This is a genomic window from Wolbachia endosymbiont (group A) of Hylaeus communis, assembly GCF_947251915.1.
Lineage (GTDB): Bacteria > Pseudomonadota > Alphaproteobacteria > Rickettsiales > Anaplasmataceae > Wolbachia > Wolbachia pipientis.
Map to the genome: position 1 here is coordinate 789,904 of NZ_OX366396.1, position 20,205 is coordinate 810,108.

The following is a 20,205-nucleotide window of genomic DNA, read 5'->3' on the forward strand; positions in this document are numbered from 1 at the left end:
CTATGAGGATTTTAAATTATACTATAATAAATTTAGTAATGAGTAAACATCTACTGCTAAATATTAACAAAACTCAAGAAGGAATAATACATATTATTGGTATAGGTGGAATCGGAATGAGTGCCATTGCTGAAATTCTTCACAATTCCAATTACAAAGTTCAAGGCAGTGATGCGCAGTCAAACAACAATGTAGATAGATTACAAAAGCTGGGTATAGAAGTTTACATTGGTCACAATGCTGATAATATAAGCCAAGCTCAAATAGTTGTATATTCTTCTGCGATAGAATCTGATAATGTGGAGTTAATTGCGGCAAAAAATAACAATAAAATCGTTTTGCATAGATCAGACATGCTTGCTGAACTTTTAAGAGATAAATATGTGATAGCGGTTTCAGGTTCAAGCGGAAAGACAACAACAACCGCTATGATTGCTTCCATTTTTGATCATTCTGGCATTGATGCGACTGTAACTGTAGGAGGGATATTAAATTCCTATAAGAGCAACTTCAAACTTGGAGGGAGTGACACTTTTCTGATCGAGGCTGATGAGTCTGATGGAACTATGCTAAAAATCCCTGCAAAGATTGCTGTCATAACAAGTATCAACAATGACCACATAGATTATTACGGCACATTTGATAATATCAAAAATGCATTTTCCCAATTCGTGAATAATGCAGGTTCTGCAGTTTTACCTGATTCTGTAGACATCGATTATGATGCGGGTAATTCTATAACGTTTGGGTTTGAGAATGGTAGCATAAGAGCCAGCAACATTAAACAGCATGCTAACAGCATAGAATTTGATGTGTTGAACAACTGGATTCCAGCATTACGTGCTGGAATGACAAAAGGAAAGTGTACAGAGATGTCATCCCAGTGCGTGACACTGGGATCCAGCCCTTTAAAAAACATAGTACTATCAAATGCAATTGGAATTCACAAAGTAAGCAACGCCCTAGCTGCAATATCAGTTGCGATAAAGCTCGGAATTAGCGATGCAGATATTAAAAAAGGCCTTTTGGAATTTCAAGGAGTAGCAAGAAGATTCTCTTTGATTGCCGATATTAAAGGTGTTAAGTTAATTGAGGATTATGCCCATCATCCAAATGAAATATATGCAACTTTAACGGCTGCACGTTCGATTACTAAAGGAAAAGTAATAGGAATTATCGAACCACTTCGTTTTGCCCGCATTCGTAATTTTTTTGATGAATTCATACGAATTTTCATGATGTTTGATTATGTCATCCTCACTCCTGTTCATCCCCCAGAAGACAAGCCTATTCCTGGTTGTGGGATTGATGATATACAAAAAGCTTTAATCAGTAATGGATTTAATAACACAAAAATTATGAATGATGCTTTGCTCATTTCACATTTTATTAGTGATTCGACAAGTCCAAGTGATATAGTATTATTTATTGGTGCTGGTAGTAATATAGCTAAATTGGCAAAGGAAACTGCAGCACTTATTGCGGAAGTTAAGGTTTAATGTAATGAATAAGATAATCAATAACGTATTTGCAAGAGAAATTTTAGATAGCAGGGGTTACCCCACTATTGAGGTAGAAATTGAGCTCTGTGATGGTGCAATAGGCAGGGCATCTGTACCTTCTGGAGCTTCAACCGGTAAATTAGAAGCCTTGGAACTCAGGGACCAAGATGAGAAAAGGTATTGTGGTAAGGGAGTGCTGAAAGCTGTTCAAGCTGTAAATGGGATAATAGCAGATGAAATCATTGGAATGAATGCAGCGGACCAAAATGCAATTGATAAAGCATTAATTGAACTGGATGGAACAAAAAACAAATCAAAACTTGGAGCAAATGCAACTTTGGGTGTGTCTCTTGCAGTTGCAAAAGCAGCAGCAAACAGTTTCAAAATGCCGCTATATAGATATTTGGGAGGAAAGCAGACGAGTGTTATGCCGGTTCCACTCATTAACATAATTAATGGTGGAGTACATGCAGACAATAAGCTCGATTTCCAAGAATTCATGATTCTTCCGGTCGGTGCTGAGACTTTCAGCGAAGCGATTAGAATATCTGCGGAGGTATTCCACAACTTACGTAGCATTCTTAAGAAAAAAGGTTATAGCACAAATGTAGGGGATGAAGGTGGTTTTGCACCAAATATTGAAAGTACTGAAGAAGCACTTGATTTGATCATATACGCTATAGAATCAGCAGGTTATTCAGCGCAAAGTGATTTTGCACTAGGCCTTGATGTTGCTTCATCTACTTTTTATGAAGATGGAATTTACAAATTTGAACACAGAGATCTTACTTCAGAAGAGTTGACTGAATATTATTGTAATCTTGTGGAAAGATATCCAATAATTTCTATAGAAGATGCAATGAGTGAAGACGACTATGAAGGTTGGAAATTACTTACTGCAAAATTGGGGAGTAAAATTCAATTGGTTGGGGATGATTTGTTTGTTACAAATTGTGAACTGATATGCAAAGGAATAGAGGAAAAAATGGCAAATGCTGTACTGATCAAGCCAAATCAAATAGGGACGTTAACAGAAACTTTTGCTGCTATTGAAATGGCAAAATCAAATGGCTATAAAGCTGTTATTTCTCATCGCTCAGGTGAAACAGAAGACACAACAATATCCCACATAGCAGTTGCATCAAATTGCGGGCAAATAAAAACCGGGTCGCTATCGCGTTCTGATAGACTCGCGAAGTATAACGAGCTAATCAGAATAGAAAGCACATTAGGAAAGGATGCTAAATATTATCGTGGGTTAGCATGGGTTTTATAGACGAAGTAAAATTGTGTTTAAAAGCTGGTGACGGTGGTGATGGCTGTGCAAGTTTTCGTCGAGAAAAGTTCGTTGAATTTGGTGGTCCAAATGGTGGTAATGGAGGAAAGGGTGGAAACATAGTTTTCATCAGCGACGCTAATCTCAACACTTTGCTTCATTTTCGTTATAGAAGACACATTAAAGCAGATAGTGGAAAAAATGGTGCAGGCAGGGATAGATCTGGCACAGCAGGGAAAGACGTTATACTTAAAGTTCCAGTCGGTGCACAAATAATTGATGAAGAAAGTGAAGAGATAATAGTAGACCTTGACAAGCCTGGTATGGAATTTCAAGTAGCACAGGGTGGAAAAGGTGGACTTGGAAATACTAATTTTAAATCTTCTACTAATAAGGCACCAAGACATTTTACTTACGGTCAGCCTGGCGAAGAAAAACATGTATTATTAAAACTAAAAGTTTTATCAGATGTTGGAATTATTGGCATGCCAAACGCAGGTAAATCAAAATTTTTGACTCGCTGCTCAAATTCCGATACAAAAGTAGGCGATTATCCATTTACCACCGTAAGACCTCATTTAGGCATGGTAAAAGTGGATGATAGCGAAGTTGTAATAGCAGATATTCCTGGAATAATTACTGATGCTCACCTTGGAGTTGGGCTCGGGCATAAATTTTTAAAGCACATAGAAAGGTGTCAAATTTTACTTCATTTAATCGATGTAACTCACGATGACGTTGTTTCGGCTTATAGTTGTATCCATAATGAATTGGAACTTTACAATAGTGATCTTGTTGAAAAAGAAGAGATTGTAGTATTAAACAAATGCGACTTATTGAGGGAAGCAGAAATTCTGGAAAAGAAGAATCACCTAGCTAATTATCTCAATAAAGAAGTGCTGTGCTTATCAATTAATGGTGATTTACAGCCTATTTTAAGATTATTAAGTGAAAAATTGAAAAAGAGTAATTCTAAGGAAATCGATGTATATGATCCTTTTAAGATGTGAATTTCATTTATTTTATCATATAACTAGAATATATTTGTACGAACATTTGTTTTTGTTAAACACAACAAATCCCAGTGTCAGCTACTTGCATCTACCACACAACTGTACGAACATTGCAATTTGCAGGCAATTTGCGTGGCAGATGGTGTCATCCCAGTGCCCAGACACTGGGATCCAGCCTTTTCATAATCATCAAAACGTTGTATTTTAACATAAAACGGCTACTTTTATGCTTACCAACTTAATAAAATTTCTGGATCCAAGTGTCAAGCACTGGGATGACATCATAGGGGCGCTGGGATGACACCCTCCTGCTAGACAATGTTCGTACAGTTGTACATCTACCATGCAAGATATAGCTCTTTCCATAAAAGTCCGGATGTGATAGGATAAGGGTAGATGATGATAAGGAGGTTGAATGCCAGCAGCATATAGTTATGATTTAAGAAAAAAAGCAATGGAAGCGCTAGACGAAGGAGAAAGCAGAGAAACAGTGGCAGCAAGATTTAAGATTGGACGAACTACTTTATGGGAGTGGCAGCAAAGAAGAAAAGAAACAGGAGACTTTCAATCAAAAAAACTTGGAAATGGGGGTTACAATCACAAAATTACCGACTGGGATACCTTTGCCAAATTTGCCAGAGAACACGGAGGAAAGACTCTATCGGAAATGGCTAAACTTTGGAACAACGTTAGTATCCAAACGATCTATCGAGCCCTTAAAAAAATTGAATTTACGCGCAAAAAAAGACATATGGATACAAGGAAAGAAACGAAGAAAAACGTGCTGAATTTTTGAAAATTATAGCGACAAAAGAACCTAAAAACTTAGTGTATATAGATGAGTCTGGCATTGATAACACCGAAGACTACCCCTACGGATATTGCCAGAAAGGACAGCGGTTTTATGCCTTAAAATCTGGAAAGAAAACTCAACGAATCAGTATGGTTGCAGCCTTAAGTGGAAGAAAGATAGTTGTTCCGTTAACCTTTGAAGGCCACTGTAATATGGATGTTTTTAATGGATGGTTTGAGCAATTTTTGACACCGATCTTGGAACCTGGACAGACTGTCATTCTTGACAATGCTACTTTTCATAAGTCTGATAAGATTATCGAGCTTGCTAAAGGGGTTGGTGCAGAAATTTTGTATCTGCCGCCTTATTCTCCAGATTTCAACAAAATTGAGCATCATTGGTTTGCTATAAAAAACAGAGCCAGGAAAAACATTCCTCTATTCGAATCCTTTCGTCGTGCTGTTGATTCTGCCTTCCTATGACCTGTTCGGACTATTATGAGAAATGCTATAGTAGCCACTAGCAGAAAATCCTACATAATTCCTGTACTTTATAGCAGTTAGAGGTTGTCCGGAAACAAGTAAAAGGCTATAATATCTGAAATTTTAGTACGGGGTAAAGATGAGAAAAAAGTATCCAACAGATCTAAGCGAAAGGGAATGGGCAAGAATAGAAAAACACTTCAGAGTATCATACAAGAAAGGAGGAAGGCCGCCAAAGTATAGCAAAAGAGAAATATTAGAAGCAATTTTCTATGTATTGCGTACAGGGTGTCAATGGCGGTATTTACCAAATGATTTTCCGCTATGGAAGACTGTGTATGAGCAGTTCAGGCAATGGAAGAAGCAGGGAATTTTTGAGAAAATGAATTATGAAATTACAAAATATAGTAGAAGAAAAATAGGAAGGAATGAGCAGCCGAGTGCCTGTATAGTAGATAGTCAATCTGTAAAGACTACAGAAAAGGGGGGATCAAAGGCTATGATGGAAGTAAAAAAGTAAAGGGTAGAAAAAGGCATATAATTACAGACACTCAGGGTTTTATACTAGGTTGTTACGTAGGCGCTGCTAACGAAAATGATAGAGATGGTATTAAAATAGCATTAAACAATATGAGAACAAAATATACTAAAGTTAAAAAAATGTGGGCTGACATGGGATACCAAGGAAGAAATTTAAAGAATCACATAAAGGAAGAATATGACATAGATATTGAAATTGTTAAAAGGCCTCCATGTAGATTTTGGGTGCACAAAGATACGCCACCTGAGCTACTACCAACAAGAGAACAAGGGTTTAAAGTACAGCCAAGAAGATGGGTTGTAGAAAGGACTTTTGCTTGGGTTAATAGGAATAGAAGGCTATCGAAGGAGTATGATTTACTCACAACATCCACTGAGAATTTCATATACCTAGCTATGAGTAGGGTTATGTTAAAGAGGGAATATGCTTGAATTTACTTGTTTCCGGACAACCTCTAATAGACGAAAGAAGATTTGAAGACACGAATTTAACTGAGAGTGATGAATATTATAAGCACGGAGTAGTAAAATTCTTTGGCTCAATAGCGTTTGAAGGTGTAGTAAAAGAATATAAAAATAAAGTAGTTACGTTGTTTACTTCGCCTCCATACCAAATTTTTGCTGGAGATAAATATTCAATACTCGCAGGTTGCGATAAAACATTTCCAACTTGCAGAAGCAAGTTTAACAATACTGTGAATTTTCGTGGTGAACCCTATATACCAGGTTTTTATATTGTTTAGCAGTACAATTTTCAATATTATGAATAAGCATGGAAAGGTGGCTGAGTGGTCTAAAGCACACGCTTGGAAAGCGTGCACATATGAAAATATGTCGGGGGTTCGAATCCCCCCTTTTCCGTATGTTACTTCTAGAATAGTATAAAACCCCCGGTCGCGCACACAACTGTACGAACATTGTAATATGGTACAATGTTACAACTATGCGGTGGTAATTTACGATAAATTCATGTAGCCATTTCAAATTTAGCCATACCAATGTCAGTAAATTGATTAAGCAAATAACACTTGAGTAGCAGTTCCTTCCCACGATTAATTTCAGATTTGTTCCGAAAATTAAACCCGAATGTTTGTTTCAGTCGCGAGAAAAAACTTTCTATATAAGATCTTTTTCCGTAGTTTGTTTGCCTTTTCCACCTCTTCATTCCATCTTTGCTGTATGACTTTATTAGTCTAATTGCAGCATTTCTCTCTGCCATACTTTGGATGCTCTGCTGCATTGTTTTTTTGGAGGAATTTTTGTCTTTATGCCGCATTCATCACACAATTTATAGAGTTTATGTCTGTCATTCTTGACCATACGCGTCAAGTTAAGGAAATAAAGGTATGAAAGAGATAGAATAATAAGGTATAAGTTCTCCCAGATATACTTTTAGTGAGAGAACCAATGAATAAAATAACTTGCTTATCAAAAAAGCTCAAAGAATTTTTTAATGAAAAAGCAGAGAAAATCTCAATTACAACAAGGTTTATAAAAAGAAAGAGAAAGCTAAAAGGTTCATCATTCGTAAAAGCCATGGTCTTGGGTAATATAGGAGTTGATAATTGTAGCGTAGAAACAATGTGTCAATTACTAAACGAGGACTCGATAGATATAACAAAACAAGGTTTGGATTTTAGATTTACTGAAGAAGCAGTGGAATTTATGAAAAGGATGTATAATGAATCTGTGGTTCTCTTTAAAAATATCTTGCAAGTTGATTGCAAAATCTTACAGCAATTTAATAGTGTTAAATTATTGGACAGTAGCTATATTACTCTACCTAACAGTATGGAAGAGATGTATAAAGGTTATGGTACTAGCTACAGTGGCTATGAAAGCAATACTAAGTCTGGAATAAAGTTACAATTAGTTTTCGATTACATGAATCAGATAATAGACCAACTTAATTTAACGGAGGGAATAAGATCAGACCAGGGATATAGGAAACATTTAAGTAATATATCAAGCAATGATTTGCTAATATCTGATCTCGGTTATTTTGTGCCAAGTTCTTTTAAACAAATCAATGAAATAGGAGCTTATTTCATAAGTCGTTATAAATCCGATACCAACGTATATGATGTAGAAACAAATCAAAAAATGGAGTTATTAGAATGTTTAGAGGATAAGTTATTTTTAGAAAACGAGGTATTGTTAGGAAAAGAAGCAAAAATTAGAGTAAGAATTATATGTCAGAAACTAACTGAAGAACAGTCTATAGCCAGAAGAAGGAAAGCTAATAGATTAGCAAGATCGCAGGGATATACATCCTCTAAAAGAAATCAAAAATTGTTGAACTGGTCAATATTTATAACTAATGTTCCAGAAAATAAAATTAGTGCTGAGCAAGTATTAACGATTTACAGAGTAAGGTGGCAAATTGAGTTATTATTTAAATTGTATAAAAGCCATATCAGACTTGATAAGCTAAAAGGAAAGCCATGCAGAGTATTATGTGAACTATATGCTAAATTGTGCGCAATTCTTATATTTCACGGCATAGTTGTTTGCACAGAAGTGAAAAAGAATACAGAACTTAGCTTAACAAAGGCATTTATTGAGCTAAAAAGGCGGGTTAGAGAGTTATTTTTAGTATTAACCAAAATTAATAGTTTAAAAGCATTTCTTAAAAAACTCACTATAACTTGGTCGCGATTTTCATTAAAAGACAAACGTAGAAGGGCTAGAGTATCCACTTTAACCTCTCTAAATTTGCTCACAATCTCTTAACTTGACGCGTATGATATCTAATACATACAAGGAGGGCAGTGCCCTCTTCTTGTCATTCCAGTGCCCAGACACTGGAATCCAGGAAAAAGAATGGTGTCATCCAAGTAGCTGACACTGGGATGGCTTTGTTGCATCGCTAGCTATGATGGATTAAAGATAAAAAAGATAGGGAATATCAGTAGCTTATTATTCTGGTATTTATAACAAGAACGGTCAATGAATACCTAAATTTGAGTAAAAGAAATTTCACTACCATTTACCAATCCGGCTAAAATTCAAGAATTTCAATGCTTTAGCTATTTTCAATAGAATTAAATTTATTAATATAAATAACAAATTACTATTCTTAAATTTGATCAGATTGATTGCAAAAAAACAAGATTTTCAATAGGTTGCTTATAATCCTAACTATAGTTAGCCTTTCATAAGTAGCGATGCAACAAAGCCCACTGGAATGACAGCAATCCTACGTCATACCGCGATTCATTCGCGGTATCTCGGCCGCTAACAAGTAGCGGGATGACGGTTATCGTTTAGCTACAAACATTAAGAAATTTACCAAACGAAAAAAAAGGCAAAAGAAGCCCCGTGGTTGGCTAATTACTTACATTATACTTTCAAGTATGGCGTTTTTTTATTCTAAACACTTAATAACCGCGATTCAGTTGCTTTTAAACCGCAACTAATCTAAATTATAAACGTTAAGAAATTTACTAAACAGAAAAAAAGGCAAAAGAAACCCTAGGGTAGCTAGTTATTCACTATCCATTTTTTAAGTTGGCGTTTTTTTATGTTTTAAACGCTTTATAAGCGCGTTTCAGCTTATGTAGGTAGAAGTTTTATAAAGACATAAGGTGCACATAGTGCAAAAAATTAAACATGAGACGCCAGATACGTGAGTTTTTTGTCATTTAATCTGTACAGAGAAGATAAATAAATAGCTTCAGTTTCATGATAAGGGGGCTGGCGGAGTTTGTCAAGTAAGTTTTTCGTTTAATTTTTCGTCCTGTTTCTACGGGTTGCATACCACTTAGCTAACATGAGTTTTGTTTTGACTTTTTGTGTTAATTTTGCAGAATATTAAGATTATCATCTAAATAAAATACATGACAAAAGAGGATTGGGAAGCGGTAATTGGGCTTGAGGTGCACGCTCAAGTTTCTTCTAATACGAAGCTATTTTCTAGCTCATCAACGGAGTTTGGTGCTGAGCATAACACTCAAGTTTCTCTAGTTGATGCGGCAATGCCAGGTACGCTGCCAATACTAAATTATTACTGCATAGAGCAAGCAATACGCACCGGTCTTGCACTTTCTGCAGAAATTAATAAGTGTTCTTACTTTGATCGGAAAAATTATTTTTATCCTGATTTACCGCAAGGTTACCAGATAACTCAGTTTTTTGAGCCAATAGTTAAAAATGGTAGAGTATTTATCAACGATAATGAAAAAGAAATAAGAATTGCGAGAATTCATTTAGAGCAAGATGCAGGAAAGAGCGTTCATGAGGAAAGCAAAACTTATGTGGATTTAAATCGTGCAGGGGTTGCTTTAATGGAAATTGTTTCAGAACCAGATCTCCGTTCATCTGCGGAAGCTGCAGAATGCATGAAAAAATTGAGGCAGATTTTGCGTTACATTGGTTCGTGTGATGGTGATATGGAAAAGGGATCACTTCGTTGTGATGCAAATGTTTCTGTCCGCCTAAAAGGCAGTAGCACATTTGGCACTCGTTGTGAGATAAAAAATCTGAACTCGATACGTTATATTGTGCAAGCTATAGACTATGAAATACAAAGACAAATTGAAATTATAGAAAGTGGGGAAGAAATAAGTCAAGATACTTTATTGTTTGATGTTGCTTCGGGAAAAACAAAAGTGATGCGAAACAAAGAGGATGCAAGCGACTATAGATACTTCCCTGAGCCTGACTTGTTGCCAGTTGAGGTAAGCCAGGATAAAATCGATTCTATTAAATCATCTTTGCCCGAGTTACCAGATCAAAAAAAGCTGCGATACATTGAGGAATTGGGTATCAACGAATACGATGCAAACGTCATTACTTCCGATAAGGCAATTGCTGATTACTTTGAGGAATTGATAAAAAAACATGATTCAAAGCTTGCGGTCACCTGGTTAACCGTAGAGCTTTTTGGTCGTTTAAATAAAGCAGGTATTGATATTGTAAGCTCCCCAATCAAAGCCAATGCCTTGTCCGAGCTCTTAGATTTTATCGTTGATGGAACGATCTCTGCTAAACTTGGCAAACAGGTATTCGATAGTATGTTTGAAACTGGCAAACCTGCATCTCTAACTATAGAAGAGCAAGACCTAAAACAGATCACAGATAAAGGTCAAATAGCAGAAGTTATCGACAAAATCATCAATAACAACCAAGATAGGGTTCAAGAATACAAAAGCGGTAAAACAAAGTTATACGGATTCTTTGTCGGCGAAGTCATGAAACTCACCAAGGGAAAAGCCAGCCCTGATGTTGTGAATTCAATTTTGAGTGAAAGATTAAGTAATTAGTCACATTTTTTTATTTACATAACAGCACATCTCGTAGATATTCTCAGATTTACACTACGATATCTTTAATCTCATGACATATAATTTTATTATTTTTTTACCATTTGTCGGCACCATCTTTAAAATTATGTGAGGTTGAGGATGCCTGAAACTTATCCTACTGGAGGGGCGAAAAACTTTATTCATGGTATTGACTATCAAAAATTGTGGCTAATGCTGTTTTTTAGACGTGCAGTGAATAGAAAGTACTTTTTCCGCTTAGCCACGGAAATGAGTTCGGCTGCAGGTTTTGACGATATTGTTTTCCGGTATGAGCAAAATGGGACAACAGTATGTATGCTTATACAAGTTAAACATAAACAAGATGGCAGCAAGAAGATCTGTGTAGGCGACTTATTGACAAAAAGTGGTGAACTTAACTTAGTAAAACATTTTGCTGCCTTTTTAGAAATTCAAGGTAATGAAGAATTCAAGGATAAAATAAAGGATTTTTTTATTGTTATAAATGTTGATTTTGACTATGAAAGTCTAGCAAGCAAGGGAATTACAGTCGAAAAAATAGAAACACAGGATGAGTTTCTGAATATAGGCGATAGTGCAAAATATAAGCTTAGAGACTTACGTAATAATATTGCTCAATACTTAAAGCAAAGGATGAGTGCTGAAGATAGGGAAGTAAGCGATGAAGAAATAAAAGGCTTTTTAAATGAGCTAGTGTTTGTAGTGAATTTGCCTAGTGATGTTGAGCTAGAAAAGTTAATCAGAAATGAGATAAATGATGACTTGGCCAGAAGGTTCAAATACTTTGGTGATAATGACTCCGTTCTCAATGCCCTTTCCACAATGATATCAAATTGGATGAAGGATAAAAGAGGGCGTTTTCTCACACCAGAAGAAGGAAAAGAATTTTTCCAAAAAGTGGAGCTATGGGCCAGTACTGTAAGTGAGATAAGACAAGGAGTAGAGAGAATAGAAGGAAAGGTTGATGAGATAGGAGAAGTATTAAATAATCAGCAAGCACGTAAAGAACCTATTTGGTTTAATATGAAGTATCCAGTTAAAACGTTTACTGGTAGAAGGAGTGAATTACAAAAGATATACAAAGAGTTGCACAAAACTACAAATGAGCAAGCGGAAGTATCACAAATAGTTGTCATTAGCGGTCTTGGGGGAATAGGTAAGAGTGAGTTAGCTAGGAAATACGCTTATGAATATAGAAAAGATTATGATGGCAATGTTATATGGATAAATGCTGAGACACAAAAGGATCTTGAAGGGTCATTTAGGGGATTAGCTGAGGAGTTAAAAAAAAGGTTAACTGAAGGTTCAAAAATTTCTATTACAGAGGAAGGAATCAAGTCTACCATTAAAGACGTATATAGGTATTTTAGGAACGTAGAAAGTCTTTTTATTTTTGACAATGCCAAAGGATATAGAGACGTCAATAAATTTTTACCACTATCTTTTCCTGACTGTAAAAAACCTTATGTTTTAATTACTTCTCATGACACAAAATGGGAAGTAGAAGGAGTAGAATATGAGGAAGGAAGAATAGAAGTAATAAGGTTAGGTGTACTCGATGAAACTGAAGCTTGGGAATTTGTTAAAAAGGCTTTGGACATAAAAGACAATTTACAGGATGAAAAAATAAGGGAACTGACAGAAGAATTACAGTATCTTCCGTTGGCTTTAGGACAAGCGGTTGTATATATTTACAACAAAAACGAGGAGTTAGCACCTTACGAAAAATTTGAAATAAGCGATTACTTGAAGAAATATAAGCAACAAGCAGAGAAATTGTTTGAAGAAACAGAAAGCCTATTAAAAAAATGGTTGTATGATGAGGAAGAGGAGAATGAAGGAGAGTATAGTAAAAGAGTTCGTTATACTAAAACAATTTTAACAACGTGGAATGTTACAATTGATGCTATAAAACAAAAAGAATGTGGTCCTGAAGCATTGGATATTCTGGAAGTAATGGTTTATCTTGCCCCTGATAGAATCCGTGTAAAAGAGATCTTTTTAAAGTTAATATATGATAAAGCAAAGCTGTGTAACATTTTTGGATTACTCAGTGAATATCCGGTGATTGACTTAAAAGAAAAAGAGGCAAGCGTTTACATACCAGCGGAATTAAAGTTACAAATAGAGGAAATCTTTTTAAAGTTATTAGTGAACAGTGAAAAGAGGATGTGGGAGGCTGTTAAGTTACTCAATAGATATTCAATGATTGACTTAGAAGGAGGAGTAGCAAACATTCATAGACTAGTGCAAAAAGTGACTGAATTAAAATTAAAAAAAGAAGGTCGGGAGGAAGAGGTCTTAAGGAAGACTATAAAATTGATAAACGCTGATTACATATTCGATGATTCTATTGTTGCATCTGTTTGGGGATATGCAAGTAAGTACGATGAGTTGATTGATAATTTTTATTTTAATTTTACTTATGGTATACAAAAATGTACGCCATTACATTCGCTTGCTAAAAGTGGTGATTATGAGGCAGTTAAGCGTATCATACGCGTCAAGTTAAGAGATTGTGAGCAAATTTAGAGAGGTTAAAGTGGATACTCTAGCCCTTCTACGTTTGTCTTTTAATGAAAATCGCGACCAAGTTATAGTGAGTTTTTTAAGAAATGCTTTTAAACTATTAATTTTGGTTAATACTAAAAATAACTCTCTAACCCGCCTTTTTAGCTCAATAAATGCCTTTGTTAAGCTAAGTTCTGTATTCTTTTTCACTTCTGTGCAAACAACTATGCCGTGAAATATAAGAATTGCGCACAATTTAGCATATAGTTCACATAATACTCTGCATGGCTTTCCTTTTAGCTTATCAAGTCTGATATGGCTTTTATACAATTTAAATAATAACTCAATTTGCCACCTTACTCTGTAAATCGTTAATACTTGCTCAGCACTAATTTTATTTTCTGGAACATTAGTTATAAATATTGACCAGTTCAACAATTTTTGATTTCTTTTAGAGGATGTATATCCCTGCGATCTTGCTAATCTATTAGCTTTCCTTCTTCTGGCTATAGACTGTTCTTCAGTTAGTTTCTGACATATAATTCTTACTCTAATTTTTGCTTCTTTTCCTAACAATACCTCGTTTTCTAAAAATAACTTATCCTCTAAACATTCTAATAACTCCATTTTTTGATTTGTTTCTACATCATATACGTTGGTATCGGATTTATAACGACTTATGAAATAAGCTCCTATTTCATTGATTTGTTTAAAAGAACTTGGCACAAAATAACCGAGATCAGATATTAGCAAATCATTGCTTGATATATTACTTAAATGTTTCCTATATCCCTGGTCTGATCTTATTCCCTCCGTTAAATTAAGTTGGTCTATTATCTGATTCATGTAATCGAAAACTAATTGTAACTTTATTCCAGACTTAGTATTGCTTTCATAGCCACTGTAGCTAGTACCATAACCTTTATACATCTCTTCCATACTGTTAGGTAGAGTAATATAGCTACTGTCCAATAATTTAACACTATTAAATTGCTGTAAGATTTTGCAATCAACTTGCAAGATATTTTTAAAGAGAACCACAGATTCATTATACATCCTTTTCATAAATTCCACTGCTTCTTCAGTAAATCTAAAATCCAAACCTTGTTTTGTTATATCTATCGAGTCCTCGTTTAGTAATTGACACATTGTTTCTACGCTACAATTATCAACTCCTATATTACCCAAGACCATGGCTTTTACGAATGATGAACCTTTTAGCTTTCTCTTTCTTTTTATAAACCTTGTTGTAATTGAGATTTTCTCTGCTTTTTCATTAAAAAATTCTTTGAGCTTTTTTGATAAGCAAGTTATTTTATTCATTGGTTCTCTCACTAAAAGTATATCTGGGAGAACTTATACCTTATTATTCTATCTCTTTCATACCTTTATTTCCTTAACTTGACGCGTATGTTTGATTCATCATTCTCTTTGTGAAAAACATTCCAAACTTTCTCTCCACTTTTTCTGGGTAAGGTCACATGTCAATGGCTCCATAAGTTCACATTCTATTCCCAAACTTTTTTTAACTAACTTTAAAATCATAGAAAATACTGTCGAAAAAGGAAGTTTTCTTGTTCGTGTAAAACTCAACACAATGGATTTTCTGAAAAGTTTTCGAGTATATTGCATTTTTAATTTGTAAGATAAGATCTTTTCCTTTTTGCATGCCTCACCTAAAAAAGACACATTTTAAACTTTTTTGTTGCAATAAAATAGAAACAAAAGTGCTGTCCCTTGCACTCTTTGGATAATTTAATGATAAAAAATTTAGAGAGAAATTTTATACACTATCGCTGATATTTTTCCTTAAGTTGACGCCATTGCCTGAACGGATACATGACAAATCTATCGTTTATCAAATCGTCGGTAAGCCTAAAGCTATAGCCATTAAGCACGATAAAGAAAATCATTCATAATCGCTATAGCAACTAGTGTAGACACTTGACGTTCCTTGTGATTTGATAAATAGAGGTTTTTATCTGACTTCACAACAAGGGCTTCTGGATGACTTTGAAAGTGAACATTACCATGCTTATCTTCAATAGCCTCTATTACCCCCTCACTGGAAAATGCTGCAACTTTATATCCAAGTGACTCCAATTTTCTTCTATTTTCTGGTGTATTACTTACTGCTCCTGAATGAGCATCTGGAAAATATGTTGAAAACCAGCCATTTTCATTAGGTATTAGGAATTTGGCTACTACTTCTGCTAAACGACTATTTGGAACGATCTTTATCTGCTGGAGAGGTACATCCTCTTTCTGTGGATTAGGTGCTGATTTTAAATGAGATCTTCGTTTCTCTTCATCACTCACAACACTCACTACTTCAATTCCCTTTGCATTCATTATGCCTTCACATATGCCAAGCAAATGAATTACAGGGTTATCATCCACTATTTTTACAATTGCTTCAGTAACAAGCTGGCGACAAGGAGTGGGTGCTGAGTGTAAATTATCCGGAATAAATATTCTATTTATTTTGTGCTCTTTAACAAACTTTGCAACTTCAACTTTTATTCGGTCTAATGTTAGCTTCTTTGCCAATGTTTCATCTTGTTTTGCAAAGATAAGCGACTTTTCTTGGATTTCTTTTAAGTTAATTATTTTATTGTAGTCAATGAGTACGGTTTTAACTCCAAAGTTATTAAACATCTCGTAGATATTTTGAGATAGCCCAAGCTCATGTGCTTCTTCCGTTTTCAACAAACCAACAACTATGTCATTATTTACTGTATTTTCTGCCGTCAAGACAGTTGACGCTGGTTCTTCTTTTCTGGTTACATGTTGAGATGCCGGTTTTTCACTAACGCCAGCATAAGTAATATTGCTTAATAATAGAACTATAATTAATAAGATATTAAATAGTTTATTATAATATTTATATACTATGACTTGCCTCCCTAATATTTATATTACGATATAGAGTATTTTATAACAAAAAGGCAAGTTTGCCAAGAAAGAGAAGGTGGCCTGAGCAGGAATCGAACCAGCGACACAAGGATTTTCAGTCCTTTGCTCTACCAACTGAGCTATCAGGCCAACTGTATACTTTTATTTTTAGATAAAAAATGTTATTATGTCTATCAAAAGTTTTTAAAGTAGTTTATAAAAATAAAGGATGAACATTAATGACAAAATAGGAATCTACCCTGGCACATTTGACCCTATAACTTTTGGGCATCTTGACATAATCAAAAGAGCGTGTAAACTAGTCGATAAATTAATAATAGGAGTTGCAGAAAACGTTAATAAGCATACTGCCTTTGACACAAAGCTACGCACAAGCATGGCTGAAAATGAAATCAAAGGGCTAGGAATTGATGCAGATGTTATATCTTTTAATGGGTTGCTAGTGAAGTTTGCCAAAGAGCAGAATGCTTCTGTTATTATTAGGGGATTAAGAGCAGTATCGGATTTTGATTACGAGTTTCAAATGAGCTGGGTAAATTATAAACTTCTTCCTGAAATCGAAACCATATTTCTTCCTGCTTCTGAAGATACTCAATTTATCTCATCAAGCTTTGTAAAGGAAATAGCAAGATTAGGAGAAGATGTTAGCAAATTTGTATCAAAAGGTGTTCAAAACGAATTGATTAACCTGAATAGGATAAAAAATGGAGAATAGTGCTTGTTGTTTTTTATTTCTGAATGGGTATATTCAATATATAAAATGTTATAAGCTAAAGGAGCAGCATGTCAAAAGTGAAGGTTAATAATAGAAAAGTTTGTTGTCATGGTGATGAGAATGATGAGGGTTCCGGCCATCCATTAATATATTTAGATATGGGAGAAGAAGAGGAAATAGCCTGCCCTTATTGTGAAAAGACGTTTGTCCATGACTGCACTGTAGAAGCGGTTGGGAAGCTGACTAGGGATGAGCTCTAATGGCACTTCTGCAGACTTAGCTTATGTAAATAGCAATAAGAGGGGCAGTAAAAATGAAACTGTCCATACGGTCGAGCACTCCCCCATGGCCAGGTATCATATTTCCACTATCTTTAACACCGTAAGCTCTTTTAACAAGCGACTCAGTGAAATCGCCAAGTTGCGCTAGAATAGCAATTGCAAGGCCAATGATTGGAGAATAAAAAATTGAAAATAGACCAAAAAATATTGATCCAAAAATTGTGCACACTACTCCAGCTAAAATCGCACCAAGAAGTCCTGCCCAAGTTTTTCCAGGGCTAAGAATTGGGCAAATTTTAGCTCCACCAAAATTCTTACCAAATAGGTAGGCAGTAACGTCAATTCCCCAAATGGTTAAGACGAACCATACTAATGCGTATTTTCCTTGTGGTAGATTATATAAATATATTAATGAGGCGCTTGGTAGTGCAATCAATAATAATGCAAAAACGTATAAAATTTTATTTCCTTGGGTTAGATTATACCATTCAAAAGAAGATAAAACTGCTATTGAAAAAATCAATAGGTAAAACGATAAATCACTGAAATATGTAGCAAAGGAAAATATGAATAATATTACTATTGAGGACAACATTCTAATTATAAAATTATTATCTACCATATTTTTTCTCTCTTTTTGTATAATCTTCTAATGCTTTACTCAAATCTTGACAAGAAAAATCAGGCCATAAAGTATCACAAAAATACAATTCAGCATAAGCTGCTTGCCATAATAAAAAGTTGCTTAACCTTTTTTCGCCACCAGTGCGAATTAATAAATCCAATTTTGGCAAATCTTTAGTATATAGAAATTTTTCAAATTCCTCTTCTGATACATAAGCAATATTTTCTTTTATAATATTGCTTATAGCTTGTGTAATTTCTTGCTTTGCTCCGTAACTGACTGCCACAGTGAGTAATAAACCATCGTTCTTATGTGTCATTTCTTCTGCTTTTTTAATTTGATCCAATATTTTACTGGGTAACAGACTTAAATTGCCAATAAAATTCAACTTAATGTTACAATTGTAAATGAAATTGACTTTATCTTCATTAGTTAAAACGGAGTAAAATAAATCAAATAGACAGTCAGTTTCGTTTTTAGGTCTAAGCCAATTCTCCATAGAGAATGCATACAAAGTTAAGTAGGGTATAGTTAAGTCCGTACAATACTTGGCAATATCGTATGCAACTTCACTGCCCTTTTTATAACCATCAATTTTTACTCTTCCTTGATTGTTTGCCCATCTACCATTACCATCCATAATAATTGCTAAATGTTTCGGTAAAGATTCTTGATTCAACATTTAAATTTAACCTAATTTTGACTTGAGTGAAATTTTTTGGATTTCAATGGACACCTGGAAGGTGTCAGCTACTTGCATGACAGGAAGAGAGTTACTGTAGTGACACCAATAGTTGATACTTGAATGCAAAATTGGTGTCATCCCAGTGCTCCGACACTGGGATCCAGGAAATTTGATTTCAAACAAGTGCATCAGATAGTTGTATAGTAAAGACTGGATTCCAGTGTCAAACACTGGAATGACATCATTTGCTATGTAAGCTTTCTCCATATCATTTAGTGATTCAGTATATCCTTTTCTTTGATGGACAATTCACCATCAATCTTTTTTATATTATCATCAGTAATATTTTGTATTTCCTTCTTAGCACCATGAAAATCATCTTCTGAGATTTCTTTATTTTCCTTCATTTTTTCTGTTTCTTCCATAATATCTCTACGTATATTTCTAATGGCAATCCGTGCATTTTCAGCAAACTGATGCAATAATTTCACTAATTTTTCACGGGTTTCTTGTGTCAAGTCCGGAAGAGCTATACGTATGGTATTGCCCTCAACAACAGGATTTAAATTCAAGTTGGCATTTAATATAGCATTTTTCACTTCACCGACAACATTAATATCCCAAATTTTAATTGATAGAGTTTTGTTATCTATAACCGAAACACCTGCAACCTGATTTAACTTTTGATGTCCACCATAGATATTTACAACTATACCATCAAGCAACGATGCGCTAGCTCTACCAGTGCGTACGCCTTTAATATCATCATGAAAGGACTGAATAGTTTTTAGCATTCTTTCTTTTGTTTTAGCTTTTATTTCATTTAACATAAATTACCTAATGTTTACAATCTGAAACTATAGTATAAGTACCTTGACCCTTAATAATATTGACTATTTTTTCTCCCCTCAAAGAAAAAACTATAATTGGAATAGAATTCTCACGAGCAAGTGAAATTGCTGATGCATCCATAACTTTTAAATCACGAGTCAATAAATCCGTGTAAGAAAGCCTATCATACATTACAGCATCCTCATTTTTTTTCGGATCAGCGGAGTATACACCATTTACTTGCGTACCCTTTAGAATAACATCACAATTCATTTCAACAGCACGTAAGGCTGCAGCTGTATCTGTAGTAAAAAATGGGTTGCCTGTGCCTGCTGCAAAAATTACCACTCTACCTTTTTCTAAATGACGAATAGCTTTCCTTCTGATGTAAGGTTCGCATACAGTGGCCATGGGTATTGCAGATAATACCCTAGAAGCTACTAAATTTTTTTCTAAAAAGTTTTGTAAAATTAAAGCATTGATTATAGTTGCAAGCATTCCAATATAATCACTGCTTGCTCTTTCACAACCACTTAAAGACGCAGATGTGCCACGAAAGATATTACCACCACCAACAACAATACATACCTGAACTCCAAGATTACAAACTTCAACTATGCCTTTAGATAACTCACCTATAGTCTCCATATCGTGACCAAATTGCTTTGATCCCATCAAAGCCTCACCAGAGATTTTAAATAACACCCTGGAATATTTTATTTCGCTTTTTTCATTTGTTGAAATAAACAT

At 34.8% G+C, this 20,205-nt stretch carries 16 protein-coding genes, 2 tRNA genes and 4 pseudogenes; 12 read left to right on the top strand and 10 right to left on the bottom strand.

Annotation, left to right across the window (positions count from 1 at the left end; all coding sequences use genetic code 11):
• The first annotated feature begins 2 nt into the window (after window positions 1-2).
• From murC to OPR52_RS04035, 7 genes and pseudogenes are all read left to right on the top strand, one after another.
• Entirely contained in the window at window positions 3-1,499 is a 1,497-nt protein-coding gene (gene murC, locus OPR52_RS04005) for a UDP-N-acetylmuramate--L-alanine ligase (RefSeq protein ID WP_264723398.1), read from the top strand.
• A gap of 4 nt (window positions 1,500-1,503) precedes the next feature.
• The gene (gene eno, locus OPR52_RS04010) at window positions 1,504-2,778 is read left to right on the top strand and encodes a phosphopyruvate hydratase (protein ID WP_265037757.1); all 1,275 of its coding nucleotides are present in this window, start codon (window positions 1,504-1,506) and stop codon (window positions 2,776-2,778) included.
• Window positions 2,766-3,788 (top strand): Obg family GTPase CgtA, encoded by a 1,023-nt coding sequence (gene cgtA / locus OPR52_RS04015; RefSeq protein WP_174515741.1) that lies wholly within the window; start codon window positions 2,766-2,768, stop codon window positions 3,786-3,788. Before eno ends, cgtA begins: the two co-directional genes overlap by 13 nt.
• A 418-nt stretch (window positions 3,789-4,206) precedes the next feature.
• Window positions 4,207-5,066, top strand: a protein-coding gene (locus OPR52_RS04020; protein ID WP_265037751.1) for an IS630 family transposase whose coding sequence is annotated in 2 segments (ribosomal slippage) — window positions 4,207-4,531 and window positions 4,531-5,066 — 861 coding nt in all. Because the reading frame shifts where the segments join, the coding sequence is not laid out codon by codon here.
• Window positions 5,067-5,205: 139 nt separating this feature from the next.
• A pseudogene (locus OPR52_RS04025) lies at window positions 5,206-6,038 on the top strand (IS5 family transposase).
• A 23-nt stretch (window positions 6,039-6,061) separates the two neighbouring features.
• Window positions 6,062-6,349 (top strand): annotated as a pseudogene (locus OPR52_RS04030) (phage BR0599 family protein); the annotation flags it as partial.
• 31 nt (window positions 6,350-6,380) lie between these two features.
• A tRNA-Ser gene (locus OPR52_RS04035) sits at window positions 6,381-6,467 on the top strand.
• Window positions 6,468-6,573: 106 nt separating this feature from the next.
• On the opposite strand, the pseudogene OPR52_RS04040 reads toward OPR52_RS04035, so the two are convergent.
• Window positions 6,574-6,914, bottom strand: a pseudogene (locus tag OPR52_RS04040) (transposase); the annotation flags it as partial.
• Window positions 6,915-7,013: 99 nt separating this feature from the next.
• Here OPR52_RS04040 and OPR52_RS04045 point away from each other — a divergent pair.
• The 3 genes from OPR52_RS04045 (at window position 7,014) to OPR52_RS04055 (ending at window position 13,423) form a co-directional block, all read left to right on the top strand.
• Window positions 7,014-8,339, top strand: coding sequence for an IS4 family transposase (locus OPR52_RS04045; protein WP_265037763.1), 1,326 nt, complete (start codon window positions 7,014-7,016; stop codon window positions 8,337-8,339).
• A gap of 1,106 nt (window positions 8,340-9,445) precedes the next feature.
• Window positions 9,446-10,870, top strand: coding sequence for an Asp-tRNA(Asn)/Glu-tRNA(Gln) amidotransferase subunit GatB (gatB, locus tag OPR52_RS04050; protein ID WP_265037765.1), 1,425 nt, complete (start codon window positions 9,446-9,448; stop codon window positions 10,868-10,870).
• Between the two features lie 270 nt (window positions 10,871-11,140).
• Window positions 11,141-13,423: an NB-ARC domain-containing protein gene (locus OPR52_RS04055; RefSeq protein WP_265037767.1), complete on the top strand. Its 2,283-nt coding sequence runs from the start codon at window positions 11,141-11,143 to the stop codon at window positions 13,421-13,423.
• On the opposite strand, the gene OPR52_RS04060 is transcribed toward OPR52_RS04055, so the two are convergent.
• The 4 genes and pseudogenes from OPR52_RS04060 to OPR52_RS04075 all read right to left on the bottom strand — a co-directional run bounded on the left by OPR52_RS04060 (window position 13,400) and on the right by OPR52_RS04075 (window position 16,447).
• A complete protein-coding gene (locus tag OPR52_RS04060; RefSeq protein WP_265037763.1) occupies window positions 13,400-14,725 on the bottom strand; it encodes an IS4 family transposase in 1,326 nt (441 codons plus the stop codon). The two genes, OPR52_RS04055 and OPR52_RS04060, sit on opposite strands and share 24 nt — an antisense overlap.
• Window positions 14,726-14,863: 138 nt before the next feature.
• Window positions 14,864-15,071 (bottom strand): annotated as a pseudogene (locus OPR52_RS04065) (IS4-like element ISWosp8 family transposase); the annotation flags it as partial.
• 221 nt (window positions 15,072-15,292) lie between these two features.
• Window positions 15,293-16,156 carry a gamma-glutamyl-gamma-aminobutyrate hydrolase family protein gene (locus OPR52_RS04070; RefSeq protein WP_082246099.1) on the bottom strand — a complete coding sequence of 288 codons (864 nt, stop codon included), beginning with the start codon at window positions 16,154-16,156 and terminating at the stop codon, window positions 15,293-15,295.
• Window positions 16,157-16,374: 218 nt separating this feature from the next.
• Window positions 16,375-16,447: transfer RNA gene (locus tag OPR52_RS04075), tRNA-Phe, on the bottom strand.
• 79 nt (window positions 16,448-16,526) lie between these two features.
• Here OPR52_RS04075 and coaD point away from each other — a divergent pair.
• Entirely contained in the window at window positions 16,527-17,033 is a 507-nt protein-coding gene (coaD, locus tag OPR52_RS04080) for a pantetheine-phosphate adenylyltransferase (protein ID WP_006279325.1), read from the top strand.
• Between the two features lie 68 nt (window positions 17,034-17,101).
• Window positions 17,102-17,293 (top strand): zinc-finger domain-containing protein, encoded by a 192-nt coding sequence (locus OPR52_RS04085; protein ID WP_265037770.1) that lies wholly within the window; start codon window positions 17,102-17,104, stop codon window positions 17,291-17,293.
• 16 nt (window positions 17,294-17,309) lie between these two features.
• Here OPR52_RS04085 and OPR52_RS04090 read toward each other — a convergent pair whose 3' ends face one another.
• The 5 genes from OPR52_RS04090 to pyrH are packed head-to-tail and all read right to left on the bottom strand — an operon-like array spanning window position 17,310 to window position 20,199.
• A complete protein-coding gene (locus OPR52_RS04090; RefSeq protein WP_077188153.1) occupies window positions 17,310-17,936 on the bottom strand; it encodes a phosphatidate cytidylyltransferase in 627 nt (208 codons plus the stop codon).
• Window positions 17,926-18,621, bottom strand: coding sequence for a polyprenyl diphosphate synthase (gene uppS / locus OPR52_RS04095; protein ID WP_006279327.1), 696 nt, complete (start codon window positions 18,619-18,621; stop codon window positions 17,926-17,928). Before uppS ends, OPR52_RS04090 begins: the two co-directional genes overlap by 11 nt.
• 6 nt (window positions 18,622-18,627) lie before the next feature.
• Window positions 18,628-18,891, bottom strand: coding sequence for a hypothetical protein (locus tag OPR52_RS07785; RefSeq protein ID WP_010962657.1), 264 nt, complete (start codon window positions 18,889-18,891; stop codon window positions 18,628-18,630).
• A gap of 5 nt (window positions 18,892-18,896) precedes the next feature.
• A complete protein-coding gene (frr, locus tag OPR52_RS04105) occupies window positions 18,897-19,454 on the bottom strand; it encodes a ribosome recycling factor (RefSeq protein ID WP_006279983.1) in 558 nt (185 codons plus the stop codon).
• Window positions 19,455-19,461: 7 nt separating this feature from the next.
• On the bottom strand, window positions 19,462-20,199 hold the full coding sequence (gene pyrH, locus OPR52_RS04110; RefSeq protein ID WP_406833385.1) for a UMP kinase: 738 nt from the start codon (window positions 20,197-20,199) through the stop codon (window positions 19,462-19,464).
• Window positions 20,200-20,205: the final 6 nt, after the last annotated feature.